Source organism: Lacticaseibacillus porcinae (assembly GCF_003946305.1).
Classification (GTDB): Bacteria; Bacillota; Bacilli; order Lactobacillales; family Lactobacillaceae; genus Lacticaseibacillus; species Lacticaseibacillus porcinae.
The window spans coordinates 1-19246 of the sequence record NZ_RHNS01000007.1; the positions used below are offsets into that span (position 1 = coordinate 1).

Here is a 19246-nt window from a genome sequence, read left to right on the forward strand (position 1 = left end):
GTCAAGTTGCCTGCGGTAGTCGGCGTCGTTTCTTCACCGTGGTTTTGTTGATAAACCAAGGTGATGGTTTGAGCACCGGTGGTGAATTTACCAGTCAAAGCTGCGGAGTCTGTCCCTAAACCTTGATAAGTATACCCTCCAATCGTTGATGGTGTAATCCCATATCCGTTGCCAACGTAACCACTCTTCACTGTATCAGCTTGAATCGATTTACCATTTTGATCAACGTATTTGATGGTTAAGGCGCCAGCATTCGTCGGCGTGGTTTCTTCACCGTGGTTTTGTTGATAAACCAAGGTAATGGTTTGAGCGCCTGCAGTGAATTTACCATTCAGCGCTGCGGAACCTGTTCCCAATCCTTGATAAGTGTAGCCACCAATGGTTGATGGTGTGACCCCATAACTGTTGCCAACGTAACCGTTCTTCACTGTATCAGCTTGAATCGACTTACCGTTTTGATCGACATATTTGATCGTTAAGTCACCAGCTGCTGTTGGTGTCGTTTCTTCACCATGGTTTTGTTGATAAACCAAAGTAATTGTTTGAGCGTTGGCGGTGAATTGACCAGCTAACGCTGCAGAGTCGGTACCTAAGCCTTGATAAGTGTAACCCACAATTGTGGACGGGGTCACGCCATAGGCATTACCAACGTAACCATTCTTTACATTCGGTTCTTGAATCTCTTTACCATTTTGATCGACATATTTGATCGTTAAGTCCCCGGCAGTAGTCGGCGTTACTTCTTCGCCGCGATTTTGTTGATAAGTCAAAGTAATTGTTTGGTCATCTGCGGTGAATTTACCGGTTAAAGCGGCGGAATCTTTGCCCAACCCTTGATACGTGTATCCGTTGATCTCAGATGGGGTCACGCCATAGACATTACCAACGTAGCCCTTCTTTACATTCGATTCTTGAATCTCTTTACTATTTTGATCGACATATTTGATGGTTAAGTCACCGGACTCTGTTGGTTTTGAAACGGTACTTTCTTTTTTGTTGTACTCTAGCGTAACTGTTTGTGAATCATCGGTATACTTGCCATTCAAGTCCGCTGAACCGTCTGCGACCTTCGAATAAGTGTACCCAGAAATGTCAGGCGCCGTAACTGAATACTGATCACCAACATAACCAGATTGCGTAGTCGCACTCTGAATTTCCTTACTATTTTGGTCAACGTATTTCACTTTAACCGTTGACGGTTTGGCGAATGCTAACGTGGCCACATTTTTACTATCGTCAGTAGCAACCGTCAAAAATTGTGGTTGCTTGAGCACATAATCACCAACTGCTGGCACTGCAATCGCAGTTGTCACGGGTTGTCCGCTAGCGTCGGTAGTCGGTGCAGTGGTGCCTTCAGGGTAAAATGCGACGACGTTCCCGGCGATTGCGGCAATGTTACTTTGATCGTATCCAGTCGTTCCTGCTGGCAAACCAGTCGACTTAATGCTCATGGTCGTGCCAGCAGGGGTGTAGGAATAACCGTTTAACACTGCTTGGTAAGCACCATGGGAGCCGGCAGTGGAGGCAGAAACACCCATGGTATAACCAGTATCGGACCAGGTGTCAGGCACTTGAAAAGTCCATGTTTGTAACGGGTCGCTATTACTATCGCGATCACGGACGACCGTCGTTAACGTTCGGGTGCTAGCAGTGTATTTCATGTCGTAGGTGTATGAAATAGAACCGTTCTGCCCGATGGCAACTCCAGAGACAATCGGTGTATCGATTGCAACTAATGGGGCCGCGTTCGACTCATAAATAATCCACTGTTTCTTCGGATAAGTAGTTGTGCCATACTTGACCCAACCCATTGCATTAGATGATATATTAAAACTGACTACGCTTTTGTTAGCAACTACATAGTTGCCGACGAGTCCAAGATCACTCCCTGTGCCAGCTTTACTTAAACTGGTGGCAGCGTCCAGTGGTTGAAAGAATAAAGCCGTTCCGTCGCCAGGCACCCAACCGCCCATTGTGGAGTCGTAGTTAATATTCATCGTCAAATTCAATGAAAAGTCAGATTTAAAGTCAATTTGTTGATTGGCCAACATCAAGACAATGCCATCTGCGTACACGTTATCTTCCGATTCATGTCCAGTGGTTAACTGCACAGTGTTTCCGGTAATCGTGCGCGTGATGCCGGCTTTACTGGTGGCGGTAAAATAGTCTGCCGCATTACTTGGTGTGATCGCCACAGCACTACCGGCAGTGTTCGTTGGATCAATCGACAAATTTCCATTAGCATCTTTTGTCATCACCAAATCATTCGTGGCTGCTCGAACAATTTGAGGAGTTGCACTGATGGTCGGAACGTTCACCACTCCGGCACCAACGCCAACGACAAAAATCGCAGCAGCCAGCCACACCTTGCCTGATTTATAAAGTTTCACATGTCGTTTCATTTCCATGATGGTAACCTCCCGAAATTCTTATATCTTAAGCATAATGAGAATTTTCAGGCGTACTCTTCAAGATTTGTAAATTTTTGATCTAAAAATTGTTTTGGTCCCTCGATTTGTGCAAGGCACAATCTCAAGTCCTTCTAATTGTGGATTAGCGTTTTCTCAATTAATGGCCAACAAAAAAGTCGCCAGAAGATCATCTCCTAGCGACTCTTTCAATTAATCCATCACGCCTTTGAACATGCCTTCTTCAAGCCATGCCCGCATCAACCGAACGGCAAAGCTTTGGGCTTGTTCACCACCGAGCTCAGGTTTAGTGGCTTCGATCACGCGCCCCAGCGCCTTGGTCGTCACCGTGTGATCCGCGATCATTTGCGTCATCATGAACTGGTTAAGTTCATCGATTTCGCTTTCTGTAAACCCAAATTCGAGGTACAAAAGCGAACTCGAATGGATATTTAATTTTTTATTAATGCGACCTAACACGTCTAGAATCAAGATGCGGTCGTTGTCTTCTTCTCCCATACCTCAAAGCTCCTCATCAATTTCACATCAAGTATAGCATAGCTGATTAAGGCATGGAAAATAATCTCACCCGAAAATTTTCTTTTTCAAAGCGACGGCAGTTGGCGTTGCCGCTAACCCACCTTCACCGGTTTCCCGCAAAGAACTTGGCAGCTGGACGCCGACGCGGCGAACCGCTTCGATCACTTCATCAGTAGGGATCACCGACAACATCCCCGCTAACACCATGTCCGCGGAGATCATCGCTTGGCTGGCGCCTAATGCATTACGCTTGACGCAAGGCACTTCGACTAACCCAGCGACCGGATCACACACCAACCCCATCATATTTTGCAAGGTGATGGCGACAGCGGCACTTGCTTGTTCGACAGTGCCGCCTTTTGCGATCACTAAGGCAGCGGCAGCCATTGCAGACGCGGAGCCGACTTCTTCTTGACAGCCGCCTTCAGCTCCTGCGATACCGGCGTTGTTGGCGATCACTAACCCGAAAGCCCCGGCAGTGAACAAAAAATCAATTTGTTGGTCGCGCGACATGTTTAAGCGATCACGCACAGCAGTGAGCACGCCAGCTAATACACCGGCAGAACCGGCAGTTGGTGTGGCGCAGATCAACCCCATTTTCGCATTCACTTCATTGACAGCTACGGCATTACGCACGGCTTCTAAAATCGGTTGCCCAGATAAAAAGTCGCCGGCTTCAATATAGGTGTCCATTTTTTTCGCTTCGCCGCCAGTCAACCCCGTCAGTGAATGGACGCCAGCGACGCCTTCTTTAACAGATTGCTCCATGACTTCCAAGTTCCGCGCCATCAGCTGGCGGATCTGTTCGCGAGAGCGTGTGGTATTGTCCATTTCTGTGGCGATCATCAGTTCTGCGACTGAGGGGTAATCATGGCTTTGCGCCACTAATTCTTCAATTGAATAAAACATCTTGTCTCCTTTTACTCAAAAAACGTGACGTTGACCATATGCGGCAAAGCTTTCAACTGCGCCAGGATTTCCGGTTCATAGGCATCCACTTCGATAATCATGATGGCGCGTTCGCCTTTGGCTTCCCGCGTCACGGTCATGGTCCCGATGTTGATTTTTGCCGCAGAGAAAATGTTCGTCACCGCAGCGATCATCCCTGGCACATCATCATGAATGGTAATGTAAGTTGGCGTGCCCATCGACAGCGAAATCTTGAAACCATTGAGTTCGGTGATGCGAATATTCCCACCGCCGATAGATTCACCTAGTACAGAAAGTTTGTGGTCGCCTTTTTGCAAAACGATCCGTGCAGAGTTGGGATGATTGACTTTGTCAGACTTCGGCACAAAGGTCACTTTAATGCCAGCTTCATGGGCAAGTTTGAGGGAATCCGGCAATTGCGGATCGTCTGGCGCCATCCCTAACAACCCACCAATGATGGCGACGTCAGTGCCGTGGCCACGGTATGTTTTGGCGAAGGATTCATATAAGTACACGTCGATGCGTTCCGGTGCTTCTCCGAAAATGTCGCGGACGACTTTGCCGATGCGCGAGGCCCCGGCAGTATGTGAGGAACTGGGACCCACCATCACTGGGCCAATAATATCAAAAACGCTGTGAAAACGAATATCTGGCATGACTTTACTCCATTTATTTTTTTACGAGGTGAAAGGCTCTTAGTGTCCGGCATCGTCAGTGTGAATTTGATTTTTCAGTTTGCTATACCAACTTGCCTTGCGGCACGAAAATCTGTGGGCTACGACGATTTGGCGACACTACGGTGAATTGGACAAGTTGCCAGTGCGGCCGTCTGCAGAAATCGGCAAAGCCCGCCGATGTTCTTGCGACTAAAAATTGAACCAAAGAAAAACGCTTTGTTTCAATTTTTGCCGGTGAAATCCGCGTGAACCACCAAAACCCGGCGTTTCACTTGATTTCACTGCCACAGACAATTGTCCAATTCACCTCCGTTTTGCCAAATCATCTCCGCCCACAGATTTTCTCGTTGATGTATCTCACTTCTAAATCAAATACGCTCACGTGTAACGTTATTCGATAGATAAAATGTCATAGCAACCTCGGCAACATGTGTTTCGTAGCCATCAGGTGACAGTGGGCCAGCGTAGTGGAGGAACTGAAATCATCGAACGTGGCAGAAATATTAGCTAAGACAGCGCGTTTCTGTCTTAGCTAATATTTCAGGTAAATTTCAAGACAAGTGATCTTCTTGGCTTGAAATTTAGGTGGAAGAGCATCGGCGCACTTTGCCGATCTCTGGAGCCGGCCGGCCACGAGAGATAATTTCAGTTCCGAAACGGAGCTAGACCACTGTCACCTGATGACAGCATGAAACAATTACGATGCCGGACTGCGTAAGAAAATTATTCCTTTCACACGGTAACACGTTTGCCGCATGAAAAAAAGCGGCGCTCAGCCGCTTTTCATCAACTTTACAGATTTGGATCCATTTTGAAGGTGAGCTTGGACAATTCCGTGCCTTGGGTCATCAAGTCAAACAGGAAATCACGCGTCGTGGATAAGTAGTGATCGACGATGCGTTGGTTTTGTTCCGTCAAGTATGCCGTTTGTGCTGCCCCATCAAGCGTCAACGCCTTGGCTTGGATGGTCGCGATTTCTCGGCGTGCCCATTCACTTAAATCTTTTTGATAAGCGAGGTCAGCTTCGATGAAGTCTTCATAATGGCTTTCAACCACCATGGCTAACGCTTCAAATAACCAGTAGGCGGAATCTAAGGACATTTTGGCAGGGACATCAGTGTAAGCTTTGGCGATGGCGTCGGTGTTGGCAAACATCGGCACATGTGGGCAGAACGTTGGGATCCCAAAGCCGACCCATTGCACCGCGAGATCACCCATTTGCAAAATGTGAGAGTTGGCAGTGCGGGATAAGGAAATCGCGCGATACGTCAACTTATCATGTGCCGAGCCGTTACCCATTGGATCATATTGGGTTTCATCAAAGTGAGACTTCAACACATATTGCACATCTTCGATCGAAAGCTTCCGGCTTGGTTTGCGAATAAACGGTAATTCTGCAGATTCAGGATCTTGGCTTTGATCTTCTGGGTTGAAATACTTCTGGGCAAACCACACCCGCGGCGTGTTGTAGTGATGATCTTTTTTGGTGTCGGTGCCAAAGATACGGCGGAAGTTGAAGCCTTCAGGATCAGGATTTAAACGATGATCTTCAACAAATGATTGAATGCCATCAGCCCATTGATAATTGTCAGGGTCGTTAAAGTCGATTTGTTGAATGGCGACTTGGTTGGCCGCTACTGCATAGCAATCATCAGGAATGCGGACGGCGACCCATTGATGGCCAGTAACGATTTCCATGTACCAGACTTCCTCAGCGTCGATGAATTGCACGCCGTTACCTTCGGCAGAACCATACTTGGCCACTAATTCGCCTAAATATTGCACGCCGTGGCGCGCAGAATTGATGAATGGCAATACCAAGGTAGTCAATGCGTCTTCAGCGAGGCCATTTTTGACAAAAGGATCATAAGCTAAAACGCGTTCGTTAGCGTACACAGATTCAGTGGCAGATTCGCCGACGTTTTTGCTGTTGAAGCCGTCTTCTTCGTTAGGGCCTGCGGATTGGTCAACATCAGGCGTCGCAGTGTAGCGCATCCCATTTTCTGGCAGTGGCACCGTCAGTTGGTTATAAGCAGAGACAAAAGTTTCTTTGCGGCCAGTGACAGCAGGTTGGACGATCACTGCTTTTGGATGGATCGCTTTGAGGCGGTCTTCGTTTCGTGAAATATAAGTCGTGCCTTCCAGTGAGGCGTTTTTCCCGACCATAATTGAGGTACATGCAGAACGTTTGATTGACATGTTGCTTCCTCCTATTCAAAAACCCAAACCATTATACTATTTTGCCGTCTGCTTACGCAAAAGCGGCACCACCATTGCCAAACCCATCAACACCAACAACCCTGCTGCCAAACCATTGCCAGTTGGATGCCCTGGCGTTAAGATCCCAGACACTTGCAAGCCGATGCCGATCAACCCGATCAACGACCCGCCAGCGATCAAGCCACTGGCTAACGACACGCCGGAGTCGACACGTTGTTGCTTTAAGGCCTCATCTTTAGACAACTTCTCAATGAGCACGCGCAACAGCGCGCCGACTAAAATCACGCTAGTCGTCGCCATCGGCAAATAAAAGCCTAACGCTACCGTCATAATCGGCAGCTTCAACAACCAGCACACGATCCCCAGCACCGCACCGACGATGATCATGATCCAAGGCAAGTGCCCCGACATGATGCCTGCAGTCAACGTGGCGATCAAATTCGCTTGCGGCAAGCCGAATGGTGGATTCGCACCAGTGACAGCAAGCTGTGGTGCCAGCAAGCTCATCGTCCCGATCACCACCACCACACCAACAAGTGCTGCGATGACAAAATACTTTTGCATCCGTTGGCGATCGCCTTTGACCAAGTAGTTCACTTTTTGCGTCTGCGTATACGCGCCACCGACAGAAATCGCAGTGACGATAAAAACACCAAACAACAACAGCCACTGGGTATGATGCGCATCACTCCAACCGCACAAGACAAACACTAAGGTCATGATCACAAGACTCGCAATAGTCATCCCCGACACTGGCGCATTGGAACAGCCGATAGTCCCCGCCATGCGGGCGCTGACGATGACAAACAACAGCGCTAATACCAAAGATAAAAATCCGGCTAACAGTGCTAACCACAAGTTATCGGCGACGATCAACCCGATACCAAAGATCCCGACACTGGCGACGGCTAAGCCGATCAACCCTAACGTGTCCTTTTGGGAGGCATCTTTGGCATGCATGGTTTGTTGCAATGAGGTTTTGATCACTGGTAATAATTTCAACGCCCCGATCAACCCGCCACAAAGCATCATCCCCGCACCGATATACTTGGAATAAGCCCCGGCTAACGCATCGACACCTAAGGCATTGACTGCGGCTTCCGCATTCCACACCGTGGCCGAGTCTCCTGCCATATGCGCAAAGTACGCCACTAATGGTGTGATGCCAAAGTTTGCTAACAAACTCCCTGCAAACATCGTCAATGACACTTCCAAGCCAACCACAAAGCCGATCCCTGCTAACATGGGATTGACTTCTAAAGCAAACTTCCAACGATAACTGGCATTTCCAAAATACGTCATTGTGGTGTTGACCCAGCCTAAGACTTGCGTCGATATGGCGGTGAGGACACCACCGACGCCGAAGCCCCAAGCCATTTTCGTTAAAGAATCGCGATTGCCATCGCCGGCGGTCAACGCTGTGGCGATGGCTTGAGATTCTGGATAAGCGAGCTTGCCATCTTGTTCAACCACCATATAATGTTCAACGATGCTGGCGACACCAACAGCAAACAACACAGCCAACGCGCCGACTGCGACGCCGACGAAAAAGTTCACCTTTCCGCCGATCAAAATGATCGCCGGTACCACATAGATCATGCCGCTGGCGATGGATTCCCCACCACTGGACATGCCTTGGATCAAGTTCTTCCCGCGCATTCCTTGGACATGGGCGAAGGCTTTGACCAGCCCTGAGCCGATGATTGCCCCAGGGATCCCTGCGGCAACGGTCAATCCGGCTTTCATACCAGAATACGCAGTGCTGGCAGCGAAAATGATCGCCAACACGATCCCGACGATGGTGACAAATGTCGCTCCCGCCGGTTGTTGAGTCGAGTCTTTCATGATATCCTCCATTAGGCTTGTCTTTGGTGGCAATCGTAGTGGAGTTTGGAATTTCACACAATAGTTGTGAGAGAAGCCTCACATTTTCACAAAACGGTTGTGTAAAACCGATATTAACCACGATTATTTTTTGAAAAAGTTCGGAATTTAACTTTCGCGTCACCGCGACGACCTGCTCCATGAATATTTTGATATTAACGTTTCTGAGCCCGTCTTCGTTTTCTCATTGCTTTCACGGGTATAATTGAATTAATCAAACCTTGGAGGAATTTTTATGATTCGACCGATCAATCACGATACCTTATTTTTGCAACAAAAGGCCAAGCCCGCCACCCCGAAAGACCAAGCCTTGATCAAAGACTTGCATGACACCTTAGCTGCACATCGCGATCGCTGCGTCGGTATGGCCGCCAATATGATCGGCGCTAACATTGCGATGATCATCGCCTCAATGGGTCCATTGGACATGGTATTGATCAATCCCCGCATCACACAAAAAAATGGTGCTTTTGATACTGAAGAAGGCTGTTTGTCACTGACTGGGGAGCGCCCTTGCACACGCTTTGAGCAAATCACCGTCCAATATTTAGATGAACAGTGGCACCCGCAGACGCGGCAATTTTCTGATTTCTTCGCCCAGATCATTCAGCATGAGTGTGACCACTTAGCTGGGATCTTGATCTAACCTATCATCTAAATGGCAATCAGTTTAATTTTGTCAACCAAACAAGCTGAAAAGCTTGTTTTTTTGTGATTAAAAAATTAATTATATTTGGTGTGAGCCTTTGCAATTTGTGGATTTTCAACTTTTTTGATTGACAGCTGTCAGTGGCAACGCTTGCAACCATCGCGGTATAATGAAATCAGCGTCAAACAGAAAGGAATGTGATCCTCTTGAAAAAAATTATTAATGATCCTGCCGCAGTCGTTCCCGAAATGGTCGATGGTTTGGTGCGTGCCTATCCTCAAATTCTAGAACAAATTCCTGATACTACCGCAGTCGTTCGCGCAGACAAAGCGTCAATGGTAGGCAAAGTCGCCGTGATCTCAGGTGGCGGCTCTGGTCACGAACCCACCCACGCTGGATTTGTCGGCAAAGGGATGTTATCTGCCGCAGTTTGTGGGCAAGTCTTCACCTCCCCGACCCCTGATCAAATCTATGAAGCGATCAAGGCCTCTGATCAAGGTCGCGGCGTTTTCATGGTGGTCAAAAACTATTCTGGTGACGTCATGAACTTCGACATGGCCAAAGACATGGCGGAAATGGATGATATCCAAGTCGCTTCCATTGTGGTCGATGATGACATTGCCGTTGAGAATTCGTTGTACACCCAAGGTCGCCGTGGCGTAGCTGGGACTTTGTTCATGCACAAGATCTTAGGCCACGCCGCACAAAATGGTGCTAGCCTTGACGACTTATCTAAACTTGCCGCAGCGGTGTTACCACATATCAACACCGTTGCCGTCGCCTTGTCCGCTGCGACAGTGCCAGAAGCGGGGAAGCCTGGTTTCACCTTAGCTGAAGACGAAATCGAATATGGTGTCGGCATTCACTCAGAGCCTGGTTATCGTCGTGAAAAACTACGTCCAAGTAAAGCCCTGGTCGCAGAATTGCTTGAAAAGCTCGACGACTCGCTGCATTTAGATTCTGACAAGCAATATGCAGTGCTCGTCAACGGCATGGGCGCAACACCGTTGATGGAACAATACATTTTTAGCCATGATTTGTTTGATGCGTTAGCGGTGAAAAATATCACCCCAGCGTTCACCAAAGTCGGCAACCTCATGACTTCCATCGATATGGCCGGCATCAGTTTAACAATTTTTGAATTGGCGGATCCTGAATGGTTGGCAGCCTTGCAGGCACCAGTTGAAACCATTGCATGGTAAGAAAGAAGGCATTGTATGTTAACTCCTGAAATCGCTCGTTTATGGTTAGAAAACTTTGCCACTTTGATCGACACCAACAAAGCGCATTTATCTGATCTGGATACGCCGATCGGTGACGCCGACCACGGCAACAATATGGCCCGCGGCATGCAAGCATTAACGGAAGCGTTAGCCGCAAAACCTGATCTTGATTTAGCCGGCGTCTTTAAAACTAGCGCAATGGCATTGATCTCAAAAGTTGGCGGCGCTAGCGGTCCTTTATATGGGACAGCATTTTTGGAAATGGCCAAAGCTGCTAAAAATTCCGCCGACTTGCCAACCTTGCTAGATGCGGCACTTGCCGGGGTGATCAAACGTGGTGGCGCCCAAGTTGGTGATAAAACAATGGTGGATGCTTGGACACCACTAGTAAAAGCGGTACATGACGGTACTTTGTCGCAAGCCGTGATCGACGAAGCTGTGGCAACCACTGAACCGCTAGTCGCAAAGAAAGGCCGCGCAGCATATCTTGGTGAACGCGGGATCGGCCATCGCGACCCCGGCGCTGAAAGTACCGGCTACTTGTTTGCAGCCTTACTACAAACGGAGGGCGCGCTATGACTTACGGCATCGTGATCGTTTCGCATGTTCCAGAAATCGCTAGCGGCTTACCTAAGTTGTTGCAACAAGTCGCCCCTCACCTCAGCATCACCTACGCTGGCGGTACTGACGATGGCGACATCGGCACCAGCATGGCTAAAATCTCTGCTGCCTTTGGAGAAAACACGGCAGCTGAACTGCTCGCCTTTTACGATTTGGGATCAGCGAAAATGAATTTAGAGATGGCCATCGAATTTGCTGACAAGCCGGTGCATTTATATGATACGGCGTTGATCGAAGGCGCGTATACCGCAGCGACGTTGCTTGAAGCTGGTGTCAGTTTGTCTGACGTGGAAAAACAATTGCAACCGTTGGTGATCAAATAAGGAGGAACCACTTATGAACGGATTTCTTGGCGAATTTCTCGGCACCATGGTGTTGATCGTCTTTGGCGTTGGGTGCGGGGCTGGCAACAGTCTCAAAGGCACCTTTTCCCAAAAGCAAAACTGGACTTTCATTTCATTGGCATGGGGCATGGCGGTGACCTTCGGGGTATATGTTGCCGGACAATTCGGCGCTGATGGCCATTTAAACCCTGCCGTCACCCTCGCTTTTGCGGCATTCGGCTTTTTCCCATGGGATCAAGTGCTCCCTTACTTGCTGGGACAATTCTTAGGGGCATTCGTTGGGGCAGCAATCGTCATCGTGCAATATTATCCCCATTTCAAAGCAGCGAAAACGCCTGATGACGGCAACTCAGTCGGGATCTTTGCCACTGGTCCTGCGATCCCTAATCCGCTGTTCAACTTTTTAAGCGAAACCATTGCGACCTTCTTCTTTATTTTTACCTTGTTGAACCTCGGGGACTTCACCAAAGGCTTGAAGCCATTGATCGTCGGGTTGTTGATCATGGTGGTCGGCCAAACGCTTGGTGGCACCACCGGATTTGCGTTGAACCCAGCGCGGGACTTGTCGCCACGATTAGCTTATGCAATTTTGCCAGTGCCGAACAAGTCTGATGCTAACTGGGGTTACGCCTGGGTCCCAATTTGCGGTCCGATCGTTGGTGGACTGTTAGCAGCTGCCTTGCAAGCAGCACTGATTTAAAGCCATACAAAAGTCGCCTCGAAAAATCATTCGAGACGACTTTTTGTTTGCGATTGGTAAAAAGGCACAACAAATCCACGAAACAAGATTCTGCTTCGTGGATTTGCGGCTTTTATGCCATTCAATTACGTTCATGCAGTATCAAGCATTTCAAGGACGTTGCTGCGGGCCTTGGCTTATTAGACCTCAACCGCGTTCGTTGCTAATCGGCTTTGCACTGCCTTTCGCAAACAGACGTCGCCTTGCGTCTCACGTCACCGTGAGGGCACTACTCCCGGCTGTAACTGGTTTGAGTCCACGACTGGGACCCTTCAGTACCGGCACTTTGGAACTGGAGATCTAGCAGCGCTCGACAGTTAAGCCCAGATGCTACGGGATGGTCTCCGAGAGTTTAGCGGGCACTTCCACCCGTCGCGAAGTGATACGAGTGACCTGCGCTCAGCCACTCACTCCTCATAGAATTCGACATCATGATAACGTCTTCATAAACCAAAGTCAAGTATTTTGTGTAAGCTTATGTGTTGCTCACAAATTTTTGACAAAGAAATGATCCATCGTGGTGTGCGGCCCCACATGCATTGGCCCAGTTAATGGCGTCCAACCAGCATTGGTATAAAGCTGGATCGCCGCTTTCAAGTTATGATGCGTCTCCAAATATAATTGAGTGTAGCCTGCCGCTTTGGCGCCTGATTCGACTTGTGCCATCAATTGATGCGCTGCGCCGTGACCGCGGGCATCAGGATTGACATAGAGTTTTTGTAACTCAGCGGTGTCGTCTTGATATTCCGCAAAGCCACACCCGGCTAGTACCTGATCTAAATCGTCGACCAATACCCAATAACCGCGTTTGGTATTAGCCGTGTAATAATGATATAAATCATCAAGTTGAGGATCATAATAAGCGGTGCCAGGCTGTTTTAAACCTGCCGCGGCTAAACAGGTTCGCACTAAATGAGCGACGGCTTGATTATCTTTTGCTTCCATTCGACGGATTGTCATTGCAACACGTGCTTTCTGTGAATCATTTTCACTAGTTTTTAACCTCAATCTTCGCATAATGCACCGAGAAGTCAACGACTATGCTAAACTTAGAGCAGAATAAATGAAGAAGGCTATTTATGTTTACTTACCGAATTGATGATGAAATCTCCCTTGCCTTACCGCGACCTGAAGCTGACGCCGCACCGCTGTTTGCGTTAGTCGACCACGACCGTGACACTTTAGGTCAATATCTACCTTGGGTGCCAGGAATGTTGACAGTGGATGATGAAGCGCGCTTTTTGCAAATGACCCTTGAACATTATGCCTCAGGTCAAAGCCTTAACACCGTGATCCACTATGGGGATGCAGTTGCTGGGATGATCAGCTTCAATCACCTTGATCACTTGAATCATCAAGCGGACATCGGCTATTGGCTCGGGACTGAATTTCACGGTTTGAACATCATGCACCGCGCAGTGTCTGGCATGTGTGCGTTAGGCTTTGTTGATTATGATTTGAACCGTTTGATCATTCGCGCCGCTGTCGACAATGCACCGTCGAATCACGTCGCTCAAAAAGCAGGATTTACGCTTGAAGCGCGACTGCGAGAAGCCGAGTTGTTAGCAGATGGGTATCATGACGAAAACCAATATTCACGTTTGAAAAATGATTAAAACAAAAAATTCACGCTGGCTGGCGTGAATTTTTTAGTAAGCAGAGATATTGGTCAACAGCAACCGGCCATCTTCTGCATAAGCCAGTGACCACACTTCTGTAAATCGCGTGATCAAGGCATCATCGCGAGTCGCAGCGTTAGCTTGTTCAGTCCGACTGGCAATCGTGAAATAAGTTTTCGCTTGGGCGGTGACCACCACTTTAGGATGATCCACATCCCCATCGCCTGCTTGGGTGTCGACGATCACCAAGCCATCCATATGTAAGGTTTTGCCAGCATGGGCCCATTGCGTGATCTGCGTTTGCAACTGATGCAAACCACTGGGTGTTGCATGTTGGGCGAGAGTTTCGAGATCTTGTTCAAGGCGCGTGGTTTGAATTTGATAAAACAGCGTCGAGAATTGTTCAGCAAGATCTTGATCGATCGGTGCAACCGGTATTGCCCGAGCCGATGGTTGTTCTGCAGTTTGTGTGCGTCGCCGCCACAACCACCACAACACCAGCAATACCACGATCACCAACACACCGCTGCCACCAAGGCTGCCGACGCGACCGCGCATCAACATCCGCCGCCCCATCATCCGGGTGATGCGACCCATCCCCATCACTAATTCAAACATTGGCAACCGCCTCCTTTAAGGCATGATCAAGCAATGCTTGCACGCGACTGGCTGGTTGCGCCCCGAAGAAATGCCCAATGATCTGACCATTTTGTTTGATCAAGACAGTTGGCGCAGACTTAACGCCGATGGCTTCAGCGACTTGAAAGTCTTGATTGATCGACAAGGCAACAAATTTGATCGATCGGTTTTGAGGCAGGTTGGCCAAATGCGACAACACGGCATCCATACGCTCACAACCTGGGCAAAAGTCCATGCGAAAATCCACCACAACAATACCTGTCGCAGTGGCTTTAGCATAATCACGATCATGAATCAATTGAATATTAGACATGACAGTCGCTTCCTTTAACTTTAGTGTACGCCGGAAAATAAAGGTGGGCTAGTCAACTTTTGATAACTGTGGCGCGTTTTGCATTTTTTTAGGAATTTCGTTTCCTAACGAGCGACAGCACAACTGCGATTTCATCATTAAAAAAGCACCCATTGAAATGGATGCCTTGCCTTTAGTTACTGCCATACCGCTCATACGCGCAAAATGCTTGATAACCTTGCGCCTGTGCTTGGGCCAAGGTCATCGTTTGTGTCCCGCCATAACGCTGCAGCCCGCGACAGTTGGGATCTTTGTGATAACGTCCAGGAATTGCCGCACTGACATAAACCGTTTCACTTTGTGCAGTGTTTGGTACTGGCGCATAATCATAATGACGTTCAGTTGGTGCTTGTGATGGTCGTGGATCTGAATAAGCATTCGCTGCTTGGCGACTGGCCTCGGCTGCACTTTCAGAAGCCGCTACCCGATCAGCTTCTGCTTGACTAGCTGCAGACTGGCTGGCAGCAATTGACTGGCTTGTCGCGATCGATTCGCTTTCTGCAATCGACTCAGATTCAGCTTCGATTGACTCACTTTCAGATTCTGATGCTTCAGAATCGTCATCGTCGATTGGTTCTAAATCATCAGCGGTGACATCATCTGATGATTTTGACTGCGCTTCGGCCCTTGCTTGTCGATCAGTTTGCGCCTGACTAATTGATGCAACGAAAAATCCCAAACCCAAAACGATAACCACGACACCCGCTTTTTGCCATTTGGATTGGTTTGAAAACAATAATTTCACGCCACCTAATAAACAAATCGTCATGACAATCAAATAAAAATACGTCACGTAATATTCCCCCAAAGTTATATTTATGCCGAAAAAAAGATCCGCCTGCAGGTGCAGACGGATCGCCTGACTCAATGAGTCAGTTTTAGAATTACTTGCCGAGCTTAGTCTTGTCAGTTACTTCCAACTTGTCGTTGAAGGTGTAGACAACTGGTTCGCCAGTAGCCATTTCCAAGTTGATGATATCATCATCGGAAATGTTTTCGATGTACTTAGTCAAAGCGCGCAAGGAGTTACCATGAGCGGCGATGATGACGTTCTTGCCGGCTAACAAGTCAGGGGCAATATGGTCTTCCCAGAATGGGATAACGCGTTCGAGGGTAACTTTAAGGTTTTCACCACCTGGCACGATGCGTGGGTCCAAGTTAGCGTAACGACGATCGTTAGCTGCGGAACCTTCGTCGTCAGCGCTCAATAATGGTGGCAAAGTATCGTAAGAACGACGCCAGATATGAACTTGTTCGTCGCCCCACTTTTCAGCAGCTTCAGCCTTGTTTTGGCCTTGTAAAGCGCCGTAATGACGTTCGTTCAAGCGCCAAGTCTTAGTTTCAGGAATCCAAAGTTGGTCGGATTCTTCAAGTGCAAAATGCAACGTCTTGATCGCACGAGTCAAAACAGAAGTGTACGCTTGGTCGAATTCAAGGCCAGCTTCTTTGATCTTACGACCAGCTGCCTTTGCTTCTTCAACACCTTTGTCGCTTAAGTTAACGTCGACCCAGCCAGTGAACTGGTTAGACAAGTTCCATTCACTTTGACCGTGACGGATAAGCACTAATTTTGCCATCTAGAGATTACCTCGCTTAATATTTTTAGTATCATCTTATGATACCGCATTTTCAGAAATAACGCGACGTTCTTTAAAAAAATTTGCTATGATCAACGCGGACACGTTAGAATAATTGAAACGTCGTCATTTCGGAGGCTCCTATGCGCAAGTTTTATCTCGCCGTTGGTGCGATTTTCATCCTCAGTGTGATCTACTTTATCGTTTACGTGAATTCGCTCACCTTACAAACTTTAGTCAATACTTCCACTGTTTGGGGCGGCGTGCATATCGCTGCTGATGTTGGTTTATTTGGCGGTGGCATCACCTTAATTTTGAAATTCGTCAGCATTTTACGCAAACACTGATCCACAGCGGTTATCCACTTTTCCACCACTTCAGGCAAATCACATATTCAAGTCAAAAAGTTATCCCCAAGCTCAAACAAAAATTGCGTTATCCACAGTGGATAACGCAATTTTTTAGTTGAGGACGACCACTTTTCCGAAGCTGTGCGCACTATCTAAATAGGCTTGTGCGTCAGCGGTGTGCGCCAAATCAAAGACTTTTTCAGGTGTGACATCGATTTGGCTGACAGCGATAATATCCAGCAGCGCTTGCAGCTTTGCTTCCGTAATGCTTTCAGATGAAAAAGCCGTTAAGAAGCCATCCATTGGCAAGCTCCCAATCGGATCAAAATCAGTCGACCACACCCCGCCAAGTTCTCCCGTCACACACAAAATCGATGCTTTTTTCATGGCTTTGAGCGTGTCTGTCATGGTCAGTGGGCCGATCAACTCGATGCCTTTGTCCGCTACTGCCGTGAGATCGAGATGGTTATCCACATCTTGGACAACTTGATCAAAACCCACTGCTTTAAGTTGTGCCGCCTTTGCTAAATTGCGCGTCGTCCCGATCACGGACCCGACGCCCATGGCTTTGGCTAACTTCACAATTGCCACCCCAACACCACTGGTTGCGCCGCGCACCAACAACGTATCATCTGACTGTAGATCCAGTTTCAACAGCGACCCATAAGCGGTGAAAAAGGTTTCTGGAATTGCCGCGAGGTCGGCCCAAGGCAAATCAGTGGTAACAGGATACAATTGTTCATTAGGAACTAACGTATATTCCGCATAACTCCCATTAAATTGACGTCCCAAACCGCCCATTAACGTGATCACCTTTTGTCCGACTGGCAGGCGCTTGGTATCAGTCGTTTCTGAAATCATACCGACACCTTCAATGCCTAAGATCCGCGGCAATTTCACTGAAGGTGACCAACCATTGCGGGTGAAGATCTCCGAGCGATTGATCCCAAAGCCTTTTACTTTCATCAGCGACCAACCTGGACGCACTTGCGGTGTTGGCACTTCTTCATAACTTAACACTTCAGCGTTTCCTGGTTGACGCAAGACAATGGCTTTCATGATGATCACATACTCCTTTTTTACAATCATAACGCCCTTGCACCAAATGTCTAGACATTTGACGCAAGGGCGTTATGTTAGTCTTCTTCGATTTTTTTGACGCCAATGATATCTAACAAGAAGGTAAAAATCGGGATCCCAACGATCAAACCCCAAGTCCCAAAAATTTCTTCACCTAGCAGCAACACCACAAAGGTGAAAAACGCTGGCAACTTGGTGCGACTGGACATGAATTTCGGATTCAGCACGTAAGCTTCTAGGGCGTGAATCGCCAAGATCATAATAATGATCGTGATGACCCCTTGCAACCCATCGACGGTAAAGGCGATGATTGCAAGCGGAATGGTTGAAATGAATGCCCCTGCCACTGGGATCAACGAAAGAATAAATACCATGATCGCAAGCGTGGGGATATTTGGCATTTTCAAGAAGATCAAGGTGATCGTGGTGATCGTGGTGTTGACGATAGCGATCACGATTTGCGCTTCGATCACCACCCCGAAGGTATCGATGAACTTGTCAGCGAAGAATTTCAAATCCGCGAAGTACCAGCCAAATGGCGAGCGCAAAAACATGTTCCCGAATTTTTTTAACGAGTCGATTTCCACCGTGAAGAAGAAACTGAGGATCAACGACAAGAAGAACGTCACACCCATCGCGCCGATCGACCCGACATATTCAAGGATACCGCCGAGCCATTTTTGAATTTGCGTTTTCAAATTCATTTGGTCGATCGATTGCAAGATCCACTGAATCGTTTTGTTATTGTCAAAGCTCCCAGAATTGTAAAACTTCATCACCGAATTAAACGAGCTGACCGATTGGTTGATGATCTCTGGGACGTAATGAATCAACACGTAACTGACACCGGCGATGATCAACAGATATAGCGGCGCGACCACCACCACTGCCGGCACGTGCACATATTTGCGGACCAAGTTGATGGCGCGCGTCACCAGGAAGGCGAAGATGAACGTTAACAAAATGGTGCTCATGATGCTACGCGCTAACCACAACACCAACACGACGCTGGCTAATACCACGCCGCGGCGCACCGGGGTGTTGCGCAAAAACTTTTCGTATGTCATCTGACGCCTCCTTGTTAGGGTTTTATTATACCATTGACTTTCGCGATTCTAGAATTCAATTGCAACAATTTGCAGTTTGTCGTGTGGTAGCAAAGCAGTGATTTGAAGTGGCGACTCCAGCTGACTCGCCGTTACACAAACCACTGCCACCTGATAGCTACGAAACATGTGATCACGACATTAGCATGATATTTCGTCTGATGAAGTTGTCATAATGTCGCATTTTTGATTTGTGGGCTAGCGATATCAACAAAGAAAAGCTGTGGGCGGAGATGAGTTGTCAGAACAGAGGTGAATTGGACAATTGCCTGTGGCAGAAGCTCCTCG

General features: G+C 48.0%; 20 protein-coding genes. 7 read left to right on the forward strand and 13 right to left on the reverse strand.

All coding sequences use genetic code 11. The features are described 5' to 3' along the window. The 6 genes from EKM92_RS06965 to EKM92_RS06990 form a co-directional block, all read right to left on the reverse strand. Positions 1-2408: MucBP domain-containing protein (locus EKM92_RS06965; protein WP_191988948.1), on the reverse strand; the 2408-nt coding region annotated here is incomplete at its 3' end. Between the two features lie 213 nt (positions 2409-2621). After that, positions 2622-2927 (reverse strand): hypothetical protein, encoded by a 306-nt coding sequence (locus EKM92_RS06970; RefSeq protein ID WP_056964496.1) that lies wholly within the window; start codon positions 2925-2927, stop codon positions 2622-2624. 66 nt (positions 2928-2993) lie between these two features. Beyond that, positions 2994-3857 (reverse strand): L-serine ammonia-lyase, iron-sulfur-dependent, subunit alpha, encoded by an 864-nt coding sequence (sdaAA, locus tag EKM92_RS06975; RefSeq protein ID WP_125709250.1) that lies wholly within the window; start codon positions 3855-3857, stop codon positions 2994-2996. An 11-nt stretch (positions 3858-3868) separates the two neighbouring features. Further along, positions 3869-4534 (reverse strand): L-serine ammonia-lyase, iron-sulfur-dependent subunit beta, encoded by a 666-nt coding sequence (gene sdaAB / locus EKM92_RS06980; protein WP_125709252.1) that lies wholly within the window; start codon positions 4532-4534, stop codon positions 3869-3871. 813 nt (positions 4535-5347) lie between these two features. After that, complete coding sequence (locus tag EKM92_RS06985) at positions 5348-6754, reverse strand: C69 family dipeptidase (protein ID WP_125709254.1); 1407 nt, start codon at positions 6752-6754, stop codon at positions 5348-5350. 36 nt (positions 6755-6790) lie between these two features. Continuing rightward, positions 6791-8620 carry an OPT/YSL family transporter gene (locus tag EKM92_RS06990; RefSeq protein WP_225420738.1) on the reverse strand — a complete coding sequence of 610 codons (1830 nt, stop codon included), beginning with the start codon at positions 8618-8620 and terminating at the stop codon, positions 6791-6793. A 274-nt stretch (positions 8621-8894) separates the two neighbouring features. On the opposite strand from EKM92_RS06990, the gene EKM92_RS06995 reads away from it, so the two are divergent. The 5 genes from EKM92_RS06995 to EKM92_RS07015 all read left to right on the forward strand — a co-directional run bounded on the left by EKM92_RS06995 (position 8895) and on the right by EKM92_RS07015 (position 12196). Continuing rightward, positions 8895-9305 carry a peptide deformylase gene (locus EKM92_RS06995; protein WP_125709258.1) on the forward strand — a complete coding sequence of 137 codons (411 nt, stop codon included), beginning with the start codon at positions 8895-8897 and terminating at the stop codon, positions 9303-9305. A 209-nt stretch (positions 9306-9514) separates the two neighbouring features. Next, positions 9515-10510, forward strand: a complete 996-nt coding sequence (gene dhaK, locus EKM92_RS07000) for a dihydroxyacetone kinase subunit DhaK (protein WP_125709260.1) — start codon at positions 9515-9517, stop codon at positions 10508-10510. 15 nt (positions 10511-10525) lie between these two features. Continuing rightward, complete coding sequence (dhaL, locus tag EKM92_RS07005; protein ID WP_125709262.1) at positions 10526-11110, forward strand: dihydroxyacetone kinase subunit DhaL; 585 nt, start codon at positions 10526-10528, stop codon at positions 11108-11110. Beyond that, positions 11107-11475: a dihydroxyacetone kinase phosphoryl donor subunit DhaM gene (dhaM, locus tag EKM92_RS07010; protein ID WP_125709263.1), complete on the forward strand. Its 369-nt coding sequence runs from the start codon at positions 11107-11109 to the stop codon at positions 11473-11475. The genes dhaL and dhaM overlap by 4 nt, the downstream gene beginning before the upstream one ends. 13 nt (positions 11476-11488) lie before the next feature. Further along, positions 11489-12196 (forward strand): MIP/aquaporin family protein, encoded by a 708-nt coding sequence (locus tag EKM92_RS07015; protein WP_125709265.1) that lies wholly within the window; start codon positions 11489-11491, stop codon positions 12194-12196. Positions 12197-12721: 525 nt separating this feature from the next. Here the strand turns inward: EKM92_RS07015 and EKM92_RS07020 are convergent. Further along, positions 12722-13195 (reverse strand): GNAT family N-acetyltransferase, encoded by a 474-nt coding sequence (locus EKM92_RS07020; protein WP_125709267.1) that lies wholly within the window; start codon positions 13193-13195, stop codon positions 12722-12724. Between the two features lie 119 nt (positions 13196-13314). Here EKM92_RS07020 and EKM92_RS07025 point away from each other — a divergent pair, with 119 nt between their 5' ends. Further along, positions 13315-13851 (forward strand): GNAT family N-acetyltransferase, encoded by a 537-nt coding sequence (locus EKM92_RS07025; protein ID WP_125709269.1) that lies wholly within the window; start codon positions 13315-13317, stop codon positions 13849-13851. 33 nt (positions 13852-13884) lie between these two features. Here EKM92_RS07025 and EKM92_RS07030 read toward each other — a convergent pair whose 3' ends face one another. The 4 genes from EKM92_RS07030 to EKM92_RS07045 all read right to left on the reverse strand — a co-directional run bounded on the left by EKM92_RS07030 (position 13885) and on the right by EKM92_RS07045 (position 16422). After that, a complete protein-coding gene (locus tag EKM92_RS07030) occupies positions 13885-14472 on the reverse strand; it encodes a TIM44-like domain-containing protein (RefSeq protein ID WP_125709271.1) in 588 nt (195 codons plus the stop codon). After that, positions 14465-14806: a thioredoxin family protein gene (locus EKM92_RS07035; RefSeq protein WP_125709273.1), complete on the reverse strand. Its 342-nt coding sequence runs from the start codon at positions 14804-14806 to the stop codon at positions 14465-14467. Before EKM92_RS07035 ends, EKM92_RS07030 begins: the two co-directional genes overlap by 8 nt. A 172-nt stretch (positions 14807-14978) precedes the next feature. Beyond that, complete coding sequence (locus EKM92_RS07040; protein ID WP_125709275.1) at positions 14979-15713, reverse strand: hypothetical protein; 735 nt, start codon at positions 15711-15713, stop codon at positions 14979-14981. A gap of 16 nt (positions 15714-15729) precedes the next feature. Continuing rightward, a complete protein-coding gene (locus EKM92_RS07045) occupies positions 15730-16422 on the reverse strand; it encodes a 2,3-diphosphoglycerate-dependent phosphoglycerate mutase (RefSeq protein ID WP_054717482.1) in 693 nt (230 codons plus the stop codon). Between the two features lie 143 nt (positions 16423-16565). On the opposite strand from EKM92_RS07045, the gene EKM92_RS07050 reads away from it, so the two are divergent. Next, entirely contained in the window at positions 16566-16769 is a 204-nt protein-coding gene (locus EKM92_RS07050; RefSeq protein WP_125709277.1) for a hypothetical protein, read from the forward strand. 114 nt (positions 16770-16883) lie between these two features. Here EKM92_RS07050 and EKM92_RS07055 read toward each other — a convergent pair whose 3' ends face one another. Together EKM92_RS07055 and EKM92_RS07060 are read right to left on the reverse strand one after the other, a co-directional pair. Next, positions 16884-17831, reverse strand: coding sequence for an alcohol dehydrogenase catalytic domain-containing protein (locus EKM92_RS07055; RefSeq protein WP_125709279.1), 948 nt, complete (start codon positions 17829-17831; stop codon positions 16884-16886). Positions 17832-17908: 77 nt separating this feature from the next. Next, entirely contained in the window at positions 17909-18919 is a 1011-nt protein-coding gene (locus EKM92_RS07060; RefSeq protein ID WP_125709281.1) for an AI-2E family transporter, read from the reverse strand. Positions 18920-19246: the final 327 nt, after the last annotated feature.

Coding starts and splice junctions, on each gene's coding strand:
- EKM92_RS06970 (WP_056964496.1), bottom strand. CDS start 2,927: ATGGGAGAAGAAGACAACGACCGCATCTTGATTCTAGACGTGTTAGGT.
- sdaAA (WP_125709250.1), bottom strand. CDS start 3,857: ATGTTTTATTCAATTGAAGAATTAGTGGCGCAAAGCCATGATTACCCC.
- sdaAB (WP_125709252.1), bottom strand. CDS start 4,534: ATGCCAGATATTCGTTTTCACAGCGTTTTTGATATTATTGGCCCAGTG.
- EKM92_RS06985 (WP_125709254.1), bottom strand. CDS start 6,754: ATGTCAATCAAACGTTCTGCATGTACCTCAATTATGGTCGGGAAAAAC.
- EKM92_RS06990 (WP_225420738.1), bottom strand. CDS start 8,620: ATGAAAGACTCGACTCAACAACCGGCGGGAGCGACATTTGTCACCATC.
- EKM92_RS06995 (WP_125709258.1), top strand. CDS start 8,895: ATGATTCGACCGATCAATCACGATACCTTATTTTTGCAACAAAAGGCC.
- dhaL (WP_125709262.1), top strand. CDS start 10,526: ATGTTAACTCCTGAAATCGCTCGTTTATGGTTAGAAAACTTTGCCACT.
- dhaM (WP_125709263.1), top strand. CDS start 11,107: ATGACTTACGGCATCGTGATCGTTTCGCATGTTCCAGAAATCGCTAGC.
- EKM92_RS07015 (WP_125709265.1), top strand. CDS start 11,489: ATGAACGGATTTCTTGGCGAATTTCTCGGCACCATGGTGTTGATCGTC.
- EKM92_RS07020 (WP_125709267.1), bottom strand. CDS start 13,195: ATGACAATCCGTCGAATGGAAGCAAAAGATAATCAAGCCGTCGCTCAT.
- EKM92_RS07025 (WP_125709269.1), top strand. CDS start 13,315: ATGTTTACTTACCGAATTGATGATGAAATCTCCCTTGCCTTACCGCGA.
- EKM92_RS07030 (WP_125709271.1), bottom strand. CDS start 14,472: ATGTTTGAATTAGTGATGGGGATGGGTCGCATCACCCGGATGATGGGG.
- EKM92_RS07035 (WP_125709273.1), bottom strand. CDS start 14,806: ATGTCTAATATTCAATTGATTCATGATCGTGATTATGCTAAAGCCACT.
- EKM92_RS07045 (WP_054717482.1), bottom strand. CDS start 16,422: ATGGCAAAATTAGTGCTTATCCGTCACGGTCAAAGTGAATGGAACTTG.
- EKM92_RS07050 (WP_125709277.1), top strand. CDS start 16,566: ATGCGCAAGTTTTATCTCGCCGTTGGTGCGATTTTCATCCTCAGTGTG.
- EKM92_RS07055 (WP_125709279.1), bottom strand. CDS start 17,831: ATGAAAGCCATTGTCTTGCGTCAACCAGGAAACGCTGAAGTGTTAAGT.
- EKM92_RS07060 (WP_125709281.1), bottom strand. CDS start 18,919: ATGACATACGAAAAGTTTTTGCGCAACACCCCGGTGCGCCGCGGCGTG.